Here is a 19,519-nt window from a genome sequence, read left to right as displayed (position 1 = left end):
TCATACCACCCATCTGCCGATTCCGGCCATTATTTCTCGGTTTCTTAATCCTTGGAATTGATAAGCCTGCTCGAAGAGCTCTTCGAGGAGCTGGATTTCTTGGAAGAGGAAGATTTTTTAGAGGAGGAAGATTTCTTGGAGGATTTTTTGGATGAGGATTCTTCTTCATCCTCATCTTCCTCGTCTTCTTCACTCGATTCCGGCATCATCCGGGTATAAAGGATCACCCGGCTCTTATTCTTATCAAGCTCGGTGCCCGGTTCGGTATCGGTCCGGGCCACGATGCCCGGCTCGTAATCCTTGTTGAAGACATCAATCACGTCATAGTTGATCCCAAGTCCCTGCAACAGGCCCATTGCCTCCTCGACCGTCAGATCGACCACCTCGGGCATCTCGACCTTTTCTACACCCTTGGAAACGAACAGGGTGATCTTTGAGATATCGTCGAGCGGCGTGCCTTCCACCGGCTGCTGCTCGAACACAACGCCCCGTTCATAATCGTCATTAAATTTTTCTTCGATTTCAATCGGCACCTTATTGTAGTCGATTGTGTCCGCTGTGATGCCCACAAATTTTGGTACGACGGTTTCATCGATTTCCTCATCCTCCGAGAAGTCCACGCCCGCCATGGCGGAGGCGTTCTGGCTGGAGGAGCTCTGTGAGCTGCCCGGCGTGAGCAGGTCGCCAAGATAGGTCGTGGAGATGTAATACATCGCACCGGCAAGCGCGGCGGTCGCAACCAGCGCGGACAAAAGCCACGCCAGCACCGGATGCGACTTTTTCTGCCGTCTGCGGCGCTTCACTGTCTTTCGTTCATCCACCGGCCCCACCGCGCCCGCGCCGCCGCGGACCTGCCTGGAATTTACGGGCGGCTTCGGCGGCACCAGGTCAATACTTGTGGCAAACCGACCGTCGGTATGCGGCGGGAGATTCGCCCGGCGTTCCTGTTCGGCCACCGTCTGACGCAGCTCCTGCCGGTAAAGGCTGTCCTCCGGCGTTTCGTAGCTTCTGCGCGGAACCGGAGCCGTATACACCGCCGTATTTGAGCCGTCGGTCGCGAGCAGCTCCGCGATAAATGCTTCTGCCGTCTGGGTGCGGTCCTCAATCTCAACCGCCAGCGCATGGTTGATCGCGTTGACAGCGCTCTCGGTCATCTGAGGGCCGATCACCTGGCTGTCGAGCAGGTCATCCCCATAGATGCGGTCAATCGCAGCGGGCGGAATCTCGCCGGTCAACGTGCGATAGGTGATCGCGCCGAGCGCATAGACGTCGGTCCAAGTGCCCTGCCAGCTGTTCAGCGAATACTGCTCCGGCGCGGAGTAACCCGCAAAGAGCTGTGCGCCGAGCTCGCTTTTGTTGGTGCGCGCGGCCGCCACTGAAAAACAGCTGAGCCACAGCGCGCCCGACTGGTCGAGCTGGATGGTCTTTGGGGAGAGGCCGCGATGAATGAGCCCCGCTTTATGGACGTTTTCCACCGTATGGTAGAGCGGCATCAGCAGCTTTTTCGTATGCCGCCAGCTGAGCTTTCCGCCGCTGCGCTCCAGGAAAGATTCGAGGGTGATGGTCTTGATATAGCGGTAGACCGCGTAGATGGTGTTGTTCTCATAGCACAGATCGATGAGCGGCGTGACCTTTTCACCGGGTGAAAGATTCATCACCGAACGGCACAAATCCTCAAAATCGGACATCAGCGCCTTGTACTGCGCCTCCGAACTGGCGAGCGGCTGTACCGCAAAGGTCTCATGGTCACGGCGGGTGATGCTGTGCGGCGCATATTCGCGCAGCCAGACCCGCATCTCCTCCTCGCAGTCATATCCGACATACCATACGCCTTCTGGGTCGCTGGCATAACGTTTTCCCACAAGGTATCTCCCGCCGCCAATACGGGACCGCGGCGGAAGATAATTCAGGTCTGGTTCCGCCGCGCCGTCATAACCGCAGGCGCGGCAGGGCTCCCCCTCCTCAAAAAGCGGGGACATACAGCCCATACAAAGCTTGTGTTCATTGACTGCCATACTGGCACAACACTCCAATCGGTTTGGTTACGCGGTCTCAATCGCCGCGTCGTCCTGAAGCCCGAGCTTTTCGGTCGCATATTCGCGCAGCTTGAACTTCTGGATTTTTCCGCTTGCGGTCATTGGAAAACTGTCCATAAAGAGCACATATTTCGGCACTTTATGCCGCGCCATATTGGCGCGCACTGCTTCCTGGATCGCTTCGACGCTGGTACAGTCCTCCCATGCGCGCGGAATGATGCAGGCACAGACCTCTTCACCGTACTGTTTATCCGGCACGCCGATGACCTGCACGTCCCGCACCTCGGGATGGGTATAGAGGAACTCTTCAATCTCCTTGGGATAGATATTTTCGCCGCCGCGGATGATCATATCCTTGATGCGGCCGGTGATCTTATAATAGCCATTCTCATCCACCATCGCAAGGTCGCCTGAATGCAGCCAGCCGTCCGCATCGATCGCCTGGCGGGTGGCCTCCTCCATCTTATAGTAGCCCTTCATAATGTTGTAGCCACGCGCGCAGAATTCACCCGGGGTGTTTGGCGGAAGCGTTTCGCCCGTCTCCGGGTCGACAATCTTCGTCTCGACGAACGGCATCGATTTGCCCACGGTAGTAACCCGCAGTTCAAGGCTGTCCTCCGTGGTGGTCATGGTGGTTGCCGGAGAGGCCTCGGTCTGGCCGTATGTAATCGTGATCTCCCGCATCCCCATCTTGTCGACGACCAGCTGCATCACCTTGATCGGGCAAGGCGAGCCCGCCATGATGCCGGTGCGCAGCCGCGGGAATTTGTAGTCGTGGAAGGTCGGGTGCTCGAGCATGGCGATGAACATGGTCGGCACGCCGTGCACCGCGGTGCACTGTTCATTCTGGAGCGCCTGCATGACCGCTGTCGGGCGGTAATACGGGATCGGCACCATCGCGGTCGCGTGGGTCAGGCTCGCCATGACCGCGAGCACCAGCCCGAAGCAGTGGAAAAACGGCACGCAGATACAGAGCTTGTCGTCGTGGGTAAATTTCATGCAGTCCCCGATCGATTTGCCGTTGTTGACAATGTTATAATGGGTCAGCATGACCCCTTTTGGGAATCCAGTGGTACCCGAGGTGTACTGCATATTGGTCACATCGTGCGGATCGATGCTGTCGAAGATCGCACGGAAGCTTTCCTCCGGCACCGACTTGCCCAATTCATGCAGGTCGTTCCAGGCGATCATCCCAGCCGGGGTATCCTCTCCCACGAAGATGATATCCTTGAGAAACGGCAGCTTCGGATCGGAGAAATCGCCGGGCTTTGCGTCCTTTAAGGTGGGACACAGCTCATTGATCGTGTCAACGTAATTATTCTCTTTAAAATTGCGGATCATGACCAGCGCTTTCGAATCCGACTGGCGCAAAAGGTACTCAAGCTCGAACACCTTGTAGTTCGTGTTGACCGTCACGAGCACCGCACCAATCTTGGCCGAGGCAAACAGCGTCAGCAGCCATTCGGGCACATTGGTCGCCCAGATCGCCACATGATCGCCTTTTCCAATCCCCAATGCCAGAAAGCCCTTGGCAATCCGGTTAACCTCATCATCAAATTCACGCCAGGTCATGTCGAACGGCCGGTCGGTATATTTCACCGCCTGGTCGTCCGGATACCGGTCGGCAACCTGCTCGAGCAGATTCCCAACCGTAATCGACATTAATTCGTTCACCTTACCGTCCTCCCAAATTCGTCCTTTTCTTTCTTGAAGTTTGCTGATCCGCCCGCATGCAACAAGCCGTACCCAAAAAGAGCCTCCAGCCGGCTTTCAGGCGATAAAGCAACATGCGCCGTGCGCCGCCGCCATAAAGCAAAACGTTTGGCCGTCCTTCGGCGGCCACAATCGGCTTTGGACCGATTGGCTGCGGCAGAAAACCGGCAGAGCCGGCGCATCTGCCTGGCCATAAGTCGATATAATAGCCGCTCTGCGGCTATTATACCATAAAACAATACGGCGGTTCAACTTTTTTATCTTGGCTTGGGCGGTTACGGCAAAAAGGAGGCGCGCCCGACCCTTCTGGGCGGACGCGCCTGAAACGATTTATCTTCGGCGGTTTTTAAACCGCCGGGCTGCCACAGCGGCCGCTCCGACCACTGCCGCGATCGCCGCCGTCCAGGCGGCCTCGGATCTGTGCGCGGCTCCGTTTTCATTTTGTGCATTCCCGCGCAGACTGGTGTGAATCGTAATCGGGCCCCTCCCGTCCTCCTCATCCGCCGGTTCCACAACCGCGTCGTCATAGAGGGTCTGTTCATGTTTGGCTGAACCGACAATCTGTGTCGGCAGAGTCCCGCCGATCGAAGGTCCCTCTTGCCCTCCAGACCGATTTGACCAGCCGCTTTTATTCGGGACGCCGTACTGCCCTTCAGAGGAAGAAGACTCCTCATCCTCTTCCGAGGAGAATTTCTTTTTGGAACCGCTCGAAATTTCCGAACTGCTCGAATCCTGTGAAGAAGAGTCCGGCGTGCTGGAACTGTCCGGCGTACTCGAAGACGAATCCCCACCCGATCCGAGGATTAAGGCGGGACCTGTAAAAATCACCCGCGCCAGAAAAAATTCGTTTTCAGTGGCTGGGAAATCGGGCATGCGGCCATCCCCGCGAAAGATCCGGTTTCTGGCCAGACGAACCTTGATCCAGCCCGCGCCGGCTGGAACTTTCGCCGTATATGCCTCCCAATGGTATGGACCTCCGGATTGCCTGCGCGCATCGGAAAGCCGTGGTGAAAGCGCCCCGAAGCTCCCGCCATCCACTGAAGAAGATATGTTCAGCCCATAGAAACCCGCCGTTTCCAAGGGACGGGAATCCGGCAGGAAAGCATACCCATCCATTGTAACCCGCAGACTTCTGACGCCGCCGGAGGTATTGATGAATACCTCATCCTTCCCGCTGTCATAAAAGCAGCGTTTTGCGCCGCTTACCGAATCCGTATGGTAAAGTCCCAGCCAATACGCCCCTGCTGAACCGGGTACGGCAAAGCTGCCGTTCGCGGAACAGATTTCCACCCGCACCTCCTGCGCTCCGACAACCTGGTAAACCGCCTGCGCTTCGGTTCCAGACATGGAAAGAACCGATTGGTCGGGACAATTCGCCCACCCGCTGAACGAACCGAAATCTTCGATCCGTTTTGAGAAATTCTGATAAACGCAGATGCTGTCTGAAGCAGACGCGGCGCATTCATCCGTATAGGTCTGTGCAAAAACCTGTGTGCACAGGCAGGACGCAGCCAGTATTCCACCCAGGGCCGCAGCTTTCCATCTTCTCACGCGCATCTTCCTCCCGGTCTGTTTTCGATAGGATTCGACATATTTTTTGTAAATTTCAGTATAACAAATTGTAAATAATTGGACAATTCCCTATAGTTCCAACGACGTATATACTATAGTGCAAGTGTCATACTATATGCGGCAGGGTTCTGCCGATGATTGAATAACACGCTTTCTGCGTGGGCAGCCTACCCTGTAAGGAAGGGATACACTCCCGTCCTTTACATAGAAAGCCCCCGGATCTTGAAGATCCGGGGGCTTTCTATTCGTTATTAATCAAGGTTGATCCGTTCCAACAAATCGTTGCGCTCATTCCACAGCCGGTCGGACAGATCCACATAGTAGCGGTGCGGATGCTCAAAACGCCGGACCTCTTCCCAAAGGCGCGCCACCTGTTCGGCACAGTATTTCTTGATCTCTTCGAGCGGACGCGGCGTATAAACGCATCTGCCTTTGTCAAAAACCTGTACCAGAAGGCTTTCCGCGCGATAGTTGGTGATCACCTTTTTCTTCCAGGTTGCGACCGGATCGAAAATGGTGATCGGCATCGAATCGTCCACTTTTTCTCCCCGCACCGTCACATAGTCGGCGATGGCCTGTCCGGTTTCCCGGTTATAAAAACGGTAGAGGTCCTTGAAGCAGGGTACCGTGATCTTTTCGATGCTCTCGCTGACCTTGATCTTCGGCACAAATACGCCGTCCTGTTCGACCGCGGCCAGTTTATAGACACCGCCGAATACCGGATCGGACTTGCTGGTGATGAGGTTCTCGCCCACACCGAACATATCGAGCTGAGCGCCCTGGATGATCAGGTCGCGGATGATGTATTCATCAAGCGAATTGGAAGCCATGATCTTACAGTCGGGATAACCCGCGTCATCCAGCATCTGGCGCGCTTTTTTCGAAAGATAGGCGATGTCGCCGCTGTCGATGCGGATGGCCTTTGGACGGCAGCCGAGCGGCGCGAGCACCTCTTCGGCGACCCGAATGGTATTCGGGACGCCGGATTTGATGACATTGTAGGTATCCACCAGGAAAACGGAATTGTCCGGATACAGTTCGGCGTATTTCTTAAACGCCTCATATTCGCTGTCGAACACCTGCACCCAGCTGTGGGCCATCGTTCCGACCGCCGGGATATTGTGGTCGCGATCCGCAATCACACAGGCTGTCGCGGCGCAGCCGCCGATATAAGCCGCTCGCGCGCCAAGGATGGCCGCGTCGTAGCTTTGCGCGCGGCGGGAGCCGAATTCAGAAATCGGACGGCCTTCGGCGGCGCGCACAATCCGGTTGGCTTTTGTGGCTACGAGCGACTGGAAATTCACGGTCAAAAGCACCATCGTCTCGATGAGCTGCGCCTGGATGATCGGGCCGCAGACAACCACGACCGGCTCGTTCGGAAAGACCGGCGTGCCTTCCCGCACTGACCAGATATCGCATTGAAACTGAAAATGGGCAAGATAATCGAGAAACTTTTCACTGAACTGGCCTTTTTCCCGCAGATAGGCAATATCCTCCTCTGTGAATTTCAGCCCTTTCAGATAATCAATCAGCTGCTCGAGCCCGGCAAACAGCGCAAATCCGCCGTCGTCCGGGATTTTACGGAAGAACATATCAAAAACGGCGATTTTGTCCTCGAATCCGTATTCAAAATATCCGTTTGACATGGTAATCTCATAAAAGTCGGTCAGCATGGTCAGGTTCCGTTTCATATCCATTGGGATCATTCTTGTCACCTCGTTAAACGTTCCTAGGGAATTTTATCCTTAGTTTACACCATTCTGACAAGAATGGCAATCGGTTTTTGTATGATTTCCTTTGCACACTTCGGTTTGCTTGATTTATCCAGCATTTGTGTTATACTAAAATATGTATAATTTACTCAAAAAAGACAGGAGCGTTGTCGATGCGCATCGCATTATTTACAGAAACTTACCTGCCTCATATCAACGGTGTTGTGACTCACGTCAAGTCCCTCAAAGACGGGCTGGAGCAGCTCGGCCATGAGGTCCTGATCGTCACGGCCGATGCTTCCGCGCGCAGACATTACATCTCGAACGGCATCCTGCATTGCCCCGCGCACACCTCCCAGCGTTTTTACGGCTACGGCATCGCGATGCCGCTTTCCACCACCCGGCTCAAATACATCAGCAAATTCAAGCCCGACGTCATCCATGTGCACCAGGAGTTTGGCATCGGGCTTTCCGGCATGATGATTGCCAAAGTCCTGGGGATCGCGCTTGTTTACACCCTGCACACAATGTATGACGAATACATCTATTATGTCGCGCCGCGGCCGCTTGTACCCATGACCAAAAAGTTCTCCCATCAGTACACCAAGATGTTTGCCCGCTCCGCCCAAGAGATCACCGGCCCTTCGCGCAAATGTGAAGAATATTTTCGCAAGACCGGCGTCTATAAGCCGGTCAACGTGATCCCCAACCCGGTCGATCTCGATGCGTTCAGCATCGACAATATCGATGAAGATAAGAAGGCCGCTTTCCGGCAAAAGTTCGGCTACGGGGAAAATACGATGATCGGCGTGTTTGTCGGGCGGCTCGGGCGCGAAAAAAGCGTGGATGTGCTGCTCGATTACTGGAAAGAGGCTATCCGTCCCGAGGAGGACATCAAGCTGCTCGTCATTGGGGACGGTCCCTGCAAGGAGGAGCTCGAACAGCAGGCGCGCGAACTCGGCATCGCGGATATGGTGACCTTTGCGGGCAAGGTGCTGCACGAGGAGATCCCGCCCTATTATGCCTCCTGCGACTTTTACATTACCGCTTCCACTTCGGACACAAATTCCATTTCGATGCTGGAAGGCATGGCCACCGGCCTGCCCGTTTTGCAGATCGTCGATCCGCTCAACGAAGGCCAGGTAGTCGACGGGATCAACGGCTTCATCTTTCAGGACGCGCAGGAGATGTCCGGGAAGATCCATCTGCTGCGCAAAATGCCCCAGGATGAACTGGACAAGCTCCGCCTGTCCGTGCGCCAATCGGTGGAAAACAGCGGCGCGGTCAACCTGGCGCAATATGTTCTGAATGTCTATAATAAGGCGCTGCGAGAGAAAAAACGGCATCTGCATTTTAGAATGAATCTGCATCTGCGAAGGGAGCGCAAACAATGAAAAACCATTATGACATTGCAATTATCGGCGGCGGGATCGGCGGGCTGATGGCGGCTTACCGCCTGAGTGAAAACGACCCCTCCCTTTCGATCGTCCTGTTCGAAAAAGGAAATCCGCTCGGAAAACGCATCTGCCCAATCATCACCAAACAGGTGAAAACCTGCATCAAATGCAAATCCTGCGCTATCATGGAAGGGCTGGCCGGCGCCGGTGCCTTTTCCGACGGCAAATATGTCATCAGCACCGAATACGGCGGCTGGCTTACCGAGTTTTTGCCGGATGAAACGGTCATCGATTATATCGAACAGGCGGACAAAATCCTTGTGAACTTCGGCGCAACCACCGAACGCTTCCAGCCCAACAATGACCTCAAAAAGCTCTGCATCGGCTACGACCTGCATATGGCGCAGGCACAGCTCAAGCATCTGGGAACCGACTCCAATTTCGACACGATGATGCATCTCATCAATTCGCTCGAGGGGCGGGTTGAAATCCACACCAAGACCAATGTGTCGAATGTCGAACGGGCATCCCGCACCCTCACGGTGCAGGATGCCGACGGCGAGCACGCCCTCACCGCCGACCGGATCATCTTCGCGGTCGGGCGCGCCGGAAGCATGTTTTTTTCCGACTGGTGCGAAAAAAACAATGTGCCGCTGCACAATAACCAGGTCGATATCGGCGTGCGGGTCGAGCTGCCGTCGATCGTCTGGGAGGACTTCTCCAAAAAGATTTACGAACCGAAAATCTGGTACCGTTCCAAACGTTACGGGGACACCACCCGCATGTTCTGCTTCAACGACCGCGGCCAGGTGGTCACCGAAAACACCAACGGCGTACTTACTGTCAATGGCCACAGCTACCGCGACGAAAGCCGCAAAACCCAGAACAGCAACTTCGCGCTGCTTTCGACCACCAACTTCACCCAGCCATTCAAAGAGCCGATCGAATACGCCAGGTATGTGGCAAGCCTTGCGAACCTCATCAGCGGCGGCAGCGTGCTGGTACAGCGGCTGGGCGACCTGATGAACGGCCGGCGCACCGATGAAAAACGCCTCCGGCAGGGCACCGTCCGGCCGACCTTGTCCGCTGTCCCCGGCGACCTGAGCCTCTGTATGCCCAAGCGTCAGCTCGACAACATCATTGAGACGCTCCAGGCGCTCGACCAGGTTTCTCCCGGCACCGCCAATTACGATACGCTGCTTTACGGCATCGAATGCAAATATTATTCCGCGCGCCCGAAATGCGATGAATTTGAGATCGAGGGCTGTCCGGGCATCTACGCGGTCGGCGACGGCGCGGGCTTCACCCGTTCGCTTTCGCAGGCGGCGGCCAATGGGCTTTATGTGGCGGACCTGCTCACCCGCAAAAAATAAACCATGTACTGAAAAAGCAGCCGTCCGGAAGGACGGCTGCTTTGCTATGTTCCGGTTATTCCGCGTTGTAGAAAATCTGTGCGATCGGGGAATCTTTCGACAGGATCAAGGTGTTGTCCTCACCCTTCAGGGAAGCTTTTGCCGCGTCAAGCGAACGGACGAACGAATAGAAACCGGCCCGGTCGGCATCGGCATAGGCTTCGGAAAGAATCCGCATGTATTCCGCCTCGCCTTCCGCGATCACTTTTTCCGCGTTTGCCTGCGCTTCGGAAACCTTGATCGAGATGGTTTTGTCGGTTTCGGTGCGGATCTTTTTCGCCTCCGATTCACCTTCCGCCTGATAGGAAGCGGCAATATTGTTGCGCTCGGAGATCATGCGCTCATAGACGGCGTTCTTGTTGTCGTCCGGCAGGTCGAGGTGCTTGGTCTCGACCGCGACGAGGGTCACACCGTACTGATCGAGGCTGCTTCCGATATTTGCAAAGATCGCGCCGGCCAGCTCGTCGCGGCCGGAGATGATCTCGGCCTGCGACAGGCTCGAGATGACGTTCTTCATCGAGTTATAGACGATCGTGCTGATACGCGCCTCCGCGTTGGTGACGTTGCCGTTGAGCGTCTGGATGAACTTGGTCGGATCGGACACCTTCCACAGCACAAAGCTGTCGGCCACCATGGTTTTTTTATCTTTGGTGATGACATCCGAAATCGGCAGGTCATAAAGCAGCACCGTCTTGGGGATCGATTTAACCGTCTGGATAAACGGCGCCTTGAGACTTGGACCGGCTGTATCGCGCACCGCGACAATCTTGCCGAACTGCTGGATGATGCTGTATTCATTGGTCCGGGTGACGACCAGCACGTTGAAGATCAGGATAAACAGGATGACAAGTACGATCAGTACCTTCAGCAGGCGCCCCATCACCTTTTTGACCTTGCCGCCCATTTCTTTCATCGCGTCGACGGTTTTCGGATCGACCTGCGGGCCGCCCTGCCCAAAGGGGCTATTCTGATAAAAATTGTTGTTCATCTTTTATTCCCCTCCTTCCGAACTGCCCGCGGCGGGCGATGCGTTCCCGCCCGATGCAAACGGTTCAAGCGGCAGCAGCTTATTCACGCCGCCCGCGCCGTCGTCGATGATGATCTTGAGACCCGGCAGGATCTCCTCCATTGCCTCATAGAACATCCTCTGTTTGGTGATCAGCGGGTTTTTGGTGTACTCCTCATACATCGCGTTGAAGCGCGCGACCTGACCTTCCGCCTCATTGATACGCGCCTGTTTGGTGGCTTCCGCCTTTTTCAGAATCTCATCCACCTTCGCGACCGCGGCGGGCTCCTGCTCGCTCTTATATTTGTTGGCGTTATTGATGGAGGTTTCCTTCGACTGTTTGGCAGTTTCCACCGCCTTGAAGGCTTCGAGCACTTCGGTCGTCGGCGGTTCGGCGTCCTGGATGGTGATATTCACCAGCATCACGCCGAGATCCTCCTTTTCCAGGCGTTCAATCAGTTTCTCCTTGATCTCAGCCTGGATTTCATTCTTTCCGGTCGTGATGACGCTGTCGACCGGATAAAGGCCGATCGTGTCGCGGATATAGCTCTGCGCAAGCGTTTTGAGGATCAGCACCGGGTCCTGCGAAGCATACAGGAACTTGATCGGATCGGACACCTTATATTCCACGAAGAAATCTACGTTGACGAAATTGTAATCCGAAGTGATCATCAGTGATTCGGCCTCGATCGGCTCTTTTGTGTCGAGTTTATAGCCAATTGGGAAACCGTTGATCACGGTGGAAACTTTGGTCACCTGCTGCAAAAACGGGATCTTGTAATGCAGGCCTGGCGAACTCACAGTCGTCGGGGTGCCGAAGGTAGTCACTACCGCCTGCTCCTGTTCGTTGATGCTGTAGACCGCATTAAAAGCCAGCACCGCGACAATCACAAGCGCAATGACAATTTTGGGGACCAGGGATAGGAATGTGCCCTTTTCTTTTGGCATGCCGGGAATCCTCCTTCTTTTATCTCAAGCTCGTTAGGGAAGTAACAAGTAGTATATCATATTCCGACAAGAATCGCCATAATATTCACATATTATTCACATGAATTCATACACTTTTTACAAAGAGAAAACGCCCGCGCTTATTGCGCGGGCGTTTTCTCCGATCCGGTATCTTCCGGCTGTTCCGAAACATTCTGCTGCTGAGCCGCGGCAAGCGCTTCCTGCTCGGCCTTGGCTTTTGCCTGTGCTTTTGCCTTGGCGCGCGCCTCTTCATCAGCAATTTCCTGCGGGGTCTTTTCACGCAGGCGCTTAAAGCAGTAAGGGCACTGGCTGATTTCATCCATCGATCCCTTACGCATCGCAAACCGGTGCCCGCAGGAGGGGCAGCGCCAGTACATCAGATTGATATACAAAAAGGCGCAGACCATGACGATACCCGCGCCGAGCAGGATATTCTCCAAAAGCTTGGAAAAGCGGGTTGCGATCGCGCAGGAAATCATAAACGCACACGCGATATAAAGACAGTAGACCGAAACCCTTCTCCATTTGAACATATCCCAGTTTTTCATTCCAAAATCCCCCTATTCATTGTTTGCCATTGAATCCCGGTAGAGTTTATATTCCATCGAATCAACCAGCGCGTGGATGGACGCGTTGATGATATCGGTTGAAACGCCAACGGTTGTCCAGATGTTCTCCCCATCGCTCGTTTCGATCAGAACCCGCACCAGCGCGGCAGTCGCTTTGCCGGTATCCATGACGCGAACCTTATAGTCGATCAGCCGCACACCCGAAAGGCCCGGATAAAAAACCTCCAGCGCCTTACGCAGCGCGCGGTCAAGCGCATGGACCGGTCCGTCTCCCTCGTCGGCGGTGATCTCGTACCGGTCGCCCACCCGCAGCTTCACCATTGCGGAAGCCATATGCCGGTCGGCCGCGTCCTGTTCCCCGATGATCCGGAAGAGTTCCAGCTCGAAGAACGGCTTAAAATATCCAAGCTCCTTGAGCACCACCATTTCAAAGCTGGCGGTTGCCGCTTCAAACTGGTAGCCCTCGTATTCGAGCGCCTTGAGCTTGTCCACAAGCTTTTGCAGTTCGGGCGAATCTTTGCGCAGGTTTGGAACGAACTCGGCGACCTTGCTCATCAGCGCCGTGCGGCCGGAAACCTCCGAAAGCAGGATCTGCCGCCGGTTGCCGACCGATTCCGGGTTGATATGCTCGAACGCGGCAGAATTTTTCATCACCCCGTCCACGTGCATGCCGCCCTTATGCGCAAAGGCGCTCTTTCCGACATACGGCATCGAATGCGGAAGCCGCACGTTTGAAACCTCCGATATGTACCGTGCGGTCTTTGTCAGCCGTGAAACCCGGTCGGGCGGAATGCACAGGTAGCCGAGCTTAAGCTGCAAATTTGCGATTGCAGCCGCAAGGTTCGCATTGCCGCAGCGCTCCCCAATGCCGATATAGGTCCCCTGCACATGGTCCGCGCCCGCTTTCACCGCCGCGATTGTCGCCGCGACCGCGCAGCCGGTGTCGTTGTGGCAGTGGATGCCAATCTTTCCCGGGAACCGCTTTTCCATTTCCGCGGTGACCGCCGCGATTTCATCCGGAAAACAGCCGCCGTTCGTATCGCAAAGTACCAGCTTGCAGGCGCCTGCCTTCTCTGCCGCCTCCAGCGTTTCCACCGCGTAATACGGATTCTGCTTGTAACCGTCGAAAAAGTGTTCGCCGTCGAAAAAGACGCGTTTGCCCGCCCTTACGAAAAAATCCACCGTATCGAAGATCATCCGCAGGTTTTCCTCCGGCGTGGTGCCAAGAACCTCGCGAACCTGCCAGTCGGAGGATTTGCCGAACACCGACACACAGCCAGTCCCCGCCCGCAGAAGCGCCGCGCAGTTTTTATCCTCCGTCACCGGAACGCCCCTGCGGCGGGTCGAGCCGAACGCCACAATCCGCGCATGGGAAAGGGAAATTCCCTTCACCCGCTCAAAGAATTCCGCATCCTTGGGGTTGCTGAACGGGTTTCCGGCCTCGATATAGTCGATCCCAAGCTTATCGAGAGAGCGCACAATATTCAGTTTGTCCTCGACCGAATAGGAGACGCTTTCACCTTGCGCGCCGTCCCGCAGGGTCGAATCGAAAATCTCAATCCGTTTCATATTATCACCGCCACATTCCTTCCGGCAATATTAAGATTGTAACACAAACCCGCCGCTTTCACAAGTCCGCGTAAAACGCCCGAATTCCGGCATTTCCCGCAAGTTTTTAGCGCCTTGCACTTTACAAGGATGAAGTTTTGCGCTAAACTAAAAGACGAATATGAAGTACAGCAACAATGGGGTTGCCGCTTGACCTTTTTCAGATTGAAACGGAGGAACCAAGTTGAAGCTACACTTTACCAAAATGCACGGGCTGGGCAACGATTACGTCTATGTCAACTGTCTGGAACAGAAGCTCAGAAACCCGGAGGAAATCTCCCGGATCGTGAGCGACCGTCATTTCGGCGTCGGTTCCGACGGGCTGATCCTCATCTGCCCGTCCGACAGGGCCGATTTTGAAATGCGTATGTTCAACGCGGACGGCTCGGAGGGCAGCATGTGCGGGAACGGCATCCGCTGTGTCGGGAAGTTTGTCTATGACAAACGGCTGACCGAAAAAAAGTACCTCACAATCGAAACCAGAAGCGGGATCAAGACGCTCGACCTCACGGTCGAAGACGGCAGCGTTTCAACGGTGGCGGTCGATATGGGCAAGGCATCCTTTCGTGCGAAAGACGTGCCGGTCGAAACGGAATACGACGAGTTCATCAGCCAGCCAATGCTGGTGCGCGGCGAGGTTTACCTTGTGACCTGCGTATCGATGGGCAACCCCCATGCGGTCATCTTCTGCGAGGATGTGGATAACGTCGACCTCGAAGAGATCGGACCGCTTTTTGAAAACCACGCGGATTTTCCGGAACGGATCAACACCGAATTTATCGAGCTGGTCGACCGGCAGACGCTTAAAATGCGCGTTTGGGAACGCGGCAGCGGAGAAACCTTTGCCTGCGGCACCGGCGCGTGCGCTTCGGTCGCGGCTGCGGTGATCAACGAGCACTGCGATCCGGATACTGAAGTGACCGTCCGGCTTCTGGGCGGAGATCTCAAGATCACCTGCTCTCAGGACTATAAAATCCTGATGAAAGGCCCCGCTACCCACGTCTTCGACGGCGTGGTGGAGATTGGCTGAGTCAGCCTGTATTAATGGCGTTTGTACAATGGCGTGCAGATCGCTGGACAACAAATAATTGGAGTGATCGATTTATGGCGCACGTCAACGAAAATTACCGAAACCTTAAGGACAGCTATCTCTTTTCGGACATCAACAAGCGGGTCGCGGCGTTCGCGGCGGCACATCCGGAAAAGAAAATCATCCGTCTCGGAATAGGCGACGTTACCCTTCCGCTCATGCCGCGGGTCATCGAAGCGCTGCGCGGCGCGGTGGACGAGATGGGATCGGCCGCCACCTTCCACGGCTACGGCCCGGAACAAGGCTACGGCTTTCTGCGCGATGCGATTCGGGACTACTATGCCCACGTCGGCACCGCGCTCGAACCGGACGAGATTTTCGTCTCGGACGGCGCGAAAAGCGATCTTGGAAATCTCACCGACCTTTTTGCCGCGGACAACACCGTACTGATCCCCGACCCGGTTTATCCGGTCTATGTGGACACAAACCTCATGAACGGCCGCAAAATTATTTATCTCGCGGCGAACGCGGAGAATGGTTTTCTTCCGATGCCGGACGTATCTGTTCACGTGGACCTCATCTACCTCTGCTCCCCGAACAATCCGACCGGCGCGGTCTACACAAAGGAGCAACTGAAAGGATGGGTCGACTACGCGCTCGCCAACGAAGCGGTGATCTTATTCGACGCGGCGTACGAGGCGTTCATCAGCGATCCGGCCCTGCCGCGCAGCATCTATGAAATCGAAGGCGCGAAAAGCTGCGCGATCGAACTCTGCTCGCTTTCGAAAACCGCTGGCTTCACCGGCACCCGCTGCGGCTACACCGTCGTGCCTCACGCGCTCACCGCGAAGACGGCGGACGGCGGGGTCCTTTCGCTCAACCGGATGTGGCTGCGCCGCCAGACGACCAAGTTTAACGGCGTCCCGTACATCGTGCAGCGCGGCGCGGCGGCGGTCTTTACCGAGGAAGGCATGCGGCAGGCCAAAGAAACGATCGGCTACTACAAGCAGAACGCAAAGATCATGGCCGAGACGCTCACCCGGAAAGGCATCCGGTTCTTCGGCGGGGTGCATTCGCCGTACCTCTGGATGGAGTGTCCAAACGGGATGAAATCCTGGGAATTTTTCGACTATCTGCTTGAAAACGCCGCTGTCGTCGGCACCCCCGGCGAAGGATTCGGCGTGAACGGAGAAGGCTATTTCCGTCTCACCGCATTCGGCGGCCGTGACAACACGGCCGAAGCGATGGAACGGTTTCAGAAATTGTTCTAAATTCAACAAGGAGGACCTATCATGGACGAGCTGCACTACCTGTGGAAGGATTGCAAACGCATCCTGGGCATGCCCATCACCTTTACCAAGTACGCCATGTCCGACGACCGGATCTTTTTGGAAACCGGCCTTCTCAATATCAAAATGGAGGAGGTCATCCTCTACCGGGTACGGGACATCAGCCTTTCCATCTCGCTTTGGCAGCGGATCTTCGGGGTCGGCACCGTCACGCTGCAGTCCTCCGACAAGAGCCTGCCTGTCCTGGAGCTCAAAAACATCAAGCGGCCCCGCGAGGTTAAGGAACTGATCCACAAACAGGTCGAGGAGATGAAGATCGCCCGTAAGCTGCGCGTCGGCGAGGTGCTCGACACCTGCGATCACGACTTTGACGGCGACGACAGCGCTGACAGCGTCATTCTGTAAATACAATCAAAAAGGCTCCTGCGGAAAATCGCGGGAGCCTTTTTGATATCTTACCGCACAGCGCGCCAGAGAAGGCGGTTCTCTGTAAACTGCGTTTCAAGGTTCTGTTCGTCGCAAAGGTACGAAAGGTAGGAACGCACCGTGCTTCCAACCAGGACATATTGATTAAAATCCATCGTGAGCGCATAGTGGTCAAATACACGTTTGAGAATTTCCTCAAAGCAAAGCGGTTCACGGCAGATAGCAAGCAGCATATCTATATTTTCGTGCACCTTGCGGCGGTTTGCTTCGCACAGCGGACGGATATCCGTAACCACAGGCGCGTGCGCCGGGACAAAGCAGTCTCCTTCCAGTGTTTCAACCTTATCGAGCGTATCCAGATAGGCTTTTACATCGTAGAGAAAGGCCAGGTGATATTTTTCGAGGATATTCTCTCCGGAGAGGCAGTCGGCCAGAAACCACACGCCGTCCGGCGTCTTTATCCCGAACATCGCAAAGAAATGCCCCGGCAGCGGCAGGATTTCCATCCCGTCCGGAAGTTTCCATTCTCCGATCTCGCGCGCATCGCTCGGCTGCGCCATCAGAAATTTGTTGCGGAGCGCCTTGCAGGGATAGCCGCCGTAGAGGAAAGACGGTTCCAAAACCGGGTACTTTGTGAAAGCGGCTTCCATCCCGGCGGTATAGGCCGGCACGCCGAGCCGGTCCTGCAGCAGCCGGTTCCCACCGATATGGTCGGCGTTTGAATGGGTATTGAGGATCGCTGTAAGTTTCCAGCCGTTTGCATCGAGAAGCTTGAGCACCTTTTTGCCCGCTTCCTTGTCATTTCCGCTGTCAATGAGCAGCGCGCCAGCATCATCCAGAAGATAAATCCCCATCTTTGCCGGGCAGTCGATATAAAAGGTTCGTTCTGTCAGCCTGACCAGCTCGTACATTTTTTGTTTCCCCTCCTTATTCGATCCCGTAGAGCAGGGCGTTCACGATGGCGGCGGCTACGTTGCTGCCGCCTTTGCGCCCGCGCGCCACGATATGCGGCGTGCCGGTTCCAAGGATCAGTTCCTTGCTCTCCACTACGTTGACAAATCCGACTGGCACGCCGATCACAAGCTCAGGATGAAGCCTTCCTTCCCCGATCAGCTCATAAAGCCTGATCAGGGCGGTCGGCGCGTTGCCGATTGCGAAAATGAGCGGACCGGTGAGCGCGCAGGCCTTCTCCATGCTCGCGACCGCGCGGGTTGTCCCGTTTTGCTTTGCGGCGGCGGCCACGTCCGCGTCGGACATAAAGCAGTGCACCGCGCCGCCGAACCGCGCAAGGCTCTTTTTGTTGATCCCGGCCTTTGCCATCTGGGTATCGGTTACGACCGACGCGCCAGCACGCAGCGCAGCGCGCGCAGTTTCCACCGCACTGGGCGAGAAGGTGAGATTTTCGGCATAATCGAAGTCGGCGGTCGTATGGATCACCCGTTTGACGACCGCTTCCCGCTCCGGGCTGAGCATGACGCCCCGCGCTGCAAGCTCCTCCCCGATCATTTCCATGCTGCGCCGCTCAATGTCGGCGGGCAGTACGTTTTGCTGCTCCACTTTCATCCCGTCCCTCACAATTCAATCCCGCGCCGCGCCGGGACGCCGCGGTCATATGGATGCTTACGTTTGACCATCTCGGTCACGTAATCCGCCTTTTCGAGCAGCCAGTCGGGTGGATTGCGCCCGGTCAGAACCAGTTCGGCCTGCTCCGGTTTTTGCTCGATGAGGCTTCGCAACAGATCCTCGTCGACCAATTCACAGGAAAGCGCGCCGAGGATCTCATCGAGGACGAGCAGGTCACACTGCCCCGCGCGCAGCAACTCGAGGGCGGTGAGCAGGTTCTTGGTGCAAAGGTCGTAGGTCTGCTGCAATTCCCGTTCATCCATCTGGAAAGTGAACTTTTCACTCGCCTTGCCGCGGATGACCGTGATGCCCGGAATCAGCGCGAGCGAAGAAAGCTCGCCCGTTTCCTGCCCTTTGAGAAACTGTAAAATTGCAACTTTCATGCCGTTCCCCGCGGCACGCGCCGCAAGTCCAATCGCAGCGGTGGTCTTCCCCTTGCCGTCGCCGCAGTAGATATGAATGAGGCCTTTCATATGCCTTCCTCCAGAATCCGATAAATTTTTTCCATGTCGAGCGATTCCCGCACGCCTTTTGCAAGCAGATTGCACTGCTCTTCGCGGCGCCCGTCAAGATCGGCCGACGCGATATTCTCCCAGGCAATCCCCTTCGCCTTGCAGAGCGAAACGATCAGCGCTTTGGCCGGCTCCTGCTTATCAAACAGGCCATGCAGATAAGTACCATAGATATTTCCCTGCTGCGCGCCGTCCGCATGGACTTGCGGGATGCCTCCGGTCGTGCGGATTTTGGTGAGCGGCTCGTTTGACAGGGTCTGGCCCATGTGGATTTCGTACCCTGCCACCGGCACGCCTGAGAGCCCGGAAAGTATCCCGCCGATCCTGCCCGCAAAGCTGCCTACCACCTGGGTACGGGTCTTCTGCGGCGCGAATACGGTTACAACCGGCAAAAGCCCCATCCCTTTGAGGCTTCCCCCGTGTTCCACATTATGCGGATCGTGCAGGGCCTCCCCAAGCATCTGGTAGCCGCCGCAGACGCCAAGCACCGCGCCGCCGGCCGCGGCATGTTTGAGGATCGCAGCCTCAAGCCCGCTCTGGCGCAGCCAGAGCAGGTCCTCCATCGTGTTCTTGGTACCCGGCAGGATGATGAGATCCGGACTGCGCAGTTCCCCGACGCGCTTGACATACCGCAGGGAAACCCCG

Annotated in this window: 16 protein-coding genes and 1 pseudogene; 5 read left to right on the top strand and 12 right to left on the bottom strand. The window is 55.9% G+C overall.

Annotated elements, in window-relative coordinates; all coding sequences use genetic code 11:
* Positions 1 to 44 precede the first annotated feature (44 nt).
* The 4 genes from DWV16_RS06540 to DWV16_RS06525 all read right to left on the bottom strand — a co-directional run bounded on the left by DWV16_RS06540 (position 45) and on the right by DWV16_RS06525 (position 7,018).
* Positions 45 to 2,015 (bottom strand): PASTA domain-containing protein, encoded by a 1,971-nt coding sequence (locus DWV16_RS06540; protein WP_066459993.1) that lies wholly within the window; start codon positions 2,013 to 2,015, stop codon positions 45 to 47.
* 27 nt (positions 2,016 to 2,042) lie between these two features.
* Positions 2,043 to 3,710: an AMP-binding protein gene (locus tag DWV16_RS06535; RefSeq protein ID WP_195276526.1), complete on the bottom strand. Its 1,668-nt coding sequence runs from the start codon at positions 3,708 to 3,710 to the stop codon at positions 2,043 to 2,045.
* 369 nt (positions 3,711 to 4,079) lie between these two features.
* On the bottom strand, positions 4,080 to 5,300 hold the full coding sequence (locus tag DWV16_RS06530) for a hypothetical protein (protein ID WP_147349438.1): 1,221 nt from the start codon (positions 5,298 to 5,300) through the stop codon (positions 4,080 to 4,082).
* Between the two features lie 272 nt (positions 5,301 to 5,572).
* A complete protein-coding gene (locus DWV16_RS06525; RefSeq protein ID WP_066460531.1) occupies positions 5,573 to 7,018 on the bottom strand; it encodes a nicotinate phosphoribosyltransferase in 1,446 nt (481 codons plus the stop codon).
* A 188-nt stretch (positions 7,019 to 7,206) separates the two neighbouring features.
* Between DWV16_RS06525 and DWV16_RS06520 the strand changes: the two genes are divergently transcribed.
* Positions 7,207 to 8,427, top strand: coding sequence for a glycosyltransferase (locus DWV16_RS06520; protein WP_066459995.1), 1,221 nt, complete (start codon positions 7,207 to 7,209; stop codon positions 8,425 to 8,427).
* On the top strand, positions 8,424 to 9,803 hold the full coding sequence (locus DWV16_RS06515; protein ID WP_118478337.1) for an NAD(P)/FAD-dependent oxidoreductase: 1,380 nt from the start codon (positions 8,424 to 8,426) through the stop codon (positions 9,801 to 9,803). The genes DWV16_RS06520 and DWV16_RS06515 overlap by 4 nt, the downstream gene beginning before the upstream one ends.
* A gap of 55 nt (positions 9,804 to 9,858) precedes the next feature.
* Here DWV16_RS06515 and DWV16_RS06510 read toward each other — a convergent pair whose 3' ends face one another.
* The 4 genes from DWV16_RS06510 to cimA form a co-directional block, all read right to left on the bottom strand.
* Positions 9,859 to 10,830 carry a protease modulator HflC gene (locus DWV16_RS06510; protein WP_341472898.1) on the bottom strand — a complete coding sequence of 324 codons (972 nt, stop codon included), beginning with the start codon at positions 10,828 to 10,830 and terminating at the stop codon, positions 9,859 to 9,861.
* A gap of 3 nt (positions 10,831 to 10,833) precedes the next feature.
* Positions 10,834 to 11,796 (bottom strand): FtsH protease activity modulator HflK, encoded by a 963-nt coding sequence (gene hflK / locus DWV16_RS06505; protein WP_066459997.1) that lies wholly within the window; start codon positions 11,794 to 11,796, stop codon positions 10,834 to 10,836.
* Between the two features lie 140 nt (positions 11,797 to 11,936).
* Positions 11,937 to 12,365, bottom strand: coding sequence for a hypothetical protein (locus tag DWV16_RS06500; RefSeq protein ID WP_066459998.1), 429 nt, complete (start codon positions 12,363 to 12,365; stop codon positions 11,937 to 11,939).
* A gap of 12 nt (positions 12,366 to 12,377) precedes the next feature.
* Positions 12,378 to 13,955, bottom strand: a complete 1,578-nt coding sequence (cimA, locus tag DWV16_RS06495; protein ID WP_066459999.1) for a citramalate synthase — start codon at positions 13,953 to 13,955, stop codon at positions 12,378 to 12,380.
* A 244-nt stretch (positions 13,956 to 14,199) separates the two neighbouring features.
* Here cimA and dapF point away from each other — a divergent pair, with 244 nt between their 5' ends.
* The 3 genes from dapF to DWV16_RS06480 all read left to right on the top strand — a co-directional run bounded on the left by dapF (position 14,200) and on the right by DWV16_RS06480 (position 16,718).
* The gene (gene dapF, locus DWV16_RS06490) at positions 14,200 to 15,024 is read left to right on the top strand and encodes a diaminopimelate epimerase (protein WP_243007278.1); all 825 of its coding nucleotides are present in this window, start codon (positions 14,200 to 14,202) and stop codon (positions 15,022 to 15,024) included.
* Between the two features lie 74 nt (positions 15,025 to 15,098).
* Entirely contained in the window at positions 15,099 to 16,295 is a 1,197-nt protein-coding gene (locus tag DWV16_RS06485; RefSeq protein ID WP_118478333.1) for an LL-diaminopimelate aminotransferase, read from the top strand.
* Positions 16,296 to 16,316: 21 nt separating this feature from the next.
* Complete coding sequence (locus DWV16_RS06480) at positions 16,317 to 16,718, top strand: PH domain-containing protein (RefSeq protein ID WP_118478331.1); 402 nt, start codon at positions 16,317 to 16,319, stop codon at positions 16,716 to 16,718.
* 50 nt (positions 16,719 to 16,768) lie between these two features.
* On the opposite strand, the gene DWV16_RS06475 is transcribed toward DWV16_RS06480, so the two are convergent.
* The 4 genes and pseudogenes from DWV16_RS06475 to DWV16_RS19545 form a co-directional block, all read right to left on the bottom strand.
* Positions 16,769 to 17,650 (bottom strand): MBL fold metallo-hydrolase, encoded by an 882-nt coding sequence (locus DWV16_RS06475; protein ID WP_066460002.1) that lies wholly within the window; start codon positions 17,648 to 17,650, stop codon positions 16,769 to 16,771.
* A gap of 16 nt (positions 17,651 to 17,666) precedes the next feature.
* Positions 17,667 to 18,302, bottom strand: a complete 636-nt coding sequence (locus DWV16_RS06470) for a precorrin-8X methylmutase (protein ID WP_118478329.1) — start codon at positions 18,300 to 18,302, stop codon at positions 17,667 to 17,669.
* Between the two features lie 8 nt (positions 18,303 to 18,310).
* On the bottom strand, positions 18,311 to 18,835 hold the full coding sequence (locus DWV16_RS06465; RefSeq protein WP_066460004.1) for a cob(I)yrinic acid a,c-diamide adenosyltransferase: 525 nt from the start codon (positions 18,833 to 18,835) through the stop codon (positions 18,311 to 18,313).
* Positions 18,832 to 19,519: pseudogene (locus tag DWV16_RS19545) on the bottom strand (cobyric acid synthase CobQ); the annotation flags it as partial. The pseudogene DWV16_RS19545 and the gene DWV16_RS06465, both read right to left, overlap by 4 nt.

It is taken from the genome of Anaerotruncus sp. AF02-27, assembly GCF_003465835.1.
In the GTDB taxonomy this organism is placed as follows: Bacteria; Bacillota; Clostridia; order Oscillospirales; family Ruminococcaceae; genus Anaerotruncus; species Anaerotruncus rubiinfantis.
Note: the sequence above shows the minus strand (reverse complement) of the source record. Positions and strands in the feature narration are given on the sequence as shown.

Coding starts and splice junctions, on each gene's coding strand:
- DWV16_RS06540 (WP_066459993.1), bottom strand. CDS start 2,015: ATGGCAGTCAATGAACACAAGCTTTGTATGGGCTGTATGTCCCCGCTT.
- DWV16_RS06525 (WP_066460531.1), bottom strand. CDS start 7,018: ATGGATATGAAACGGAACCTGACCATGCTGACCGACTTTTATGAGATT.
- DWV16_RS06520 (WP_066459995.1), top strand. CDS start 7,207: ATGCGCATCGCATTATTTACAGAAACTTACCTGCCTCATATCAACGGT.
- DWV16_RS06515 (WP_118478337.1), top strand. CDS start 8,424: ATGAAAAACCATTATGACATTGCAATTATCGGCGGCGGGATCGGCGGG.
- DWV16_RS06510 (WP_341472898.1), bottom strand. CDS start 10,830: ATGAACAACAATTTTTATCAGAATAGCCCCTTTGGGCAGGGCGGCCCG.
- hflK (WP_066459997.1), bottom strand. CDS start 11,796: ATGCCAAAAGAAAAGGGCACATTCCTATCCCTGGTCCCCAAAATTGTC.
- DWV16_RS06500 (WP_066459998.1), bottom strand. CDS start 12,365: ATGAAAAACTGGGATATGTTCAAATGGAGAAGGGTTTCGGTCTACTGT.
- cimA (WP_066459999.1), bottom strand. CDS start 13,955: ATGAAACGGATTGAGATTTTCGATTCGACCCTGCGGGACGGCGCGCAA.
- dapF (WP_243007278.1), top strand. CDS start 14,200: ATGCACGGGCTGGGCAACGATTACGTCTATGTCAACTGTCTGGAACAG.
- DWV16_RS06485 (WP_118478333.1), top strand. CDS start 15,099: ATGGCGCACGTCAACGAAAATTACCGAAACCTTAAGGACAGCTATCTC.
- DWV16_RS06480 (WP_118478331.1), top strand. CDS start 16,317: ATGGACGAGCTGCACTACCTGTGGAAGGATTGCAAACGCATCCTGGGC.
- DWV16_RS06475 (WP_066460002.1), bottom strand. CDS start 17,650: ATGTACGAGCTGGTCAGGCTGACAGAACGAACCTTTTATATCGACTGC.
- DWV16_RS06470 (WP_118478329.1), bottom strand. CDS start 18,302: ATGAAAGTGGAGCAGCAAAACGTACTGCCCGCCGACATTGAGCGGCGC.
- DWV16_RS06465 (WP_066460004.1), bottom strand. CDS start 18,835: ATGAAAGGCCTCATTCATATCTACTGCGGCGACGGCAAGGGGAAGACC.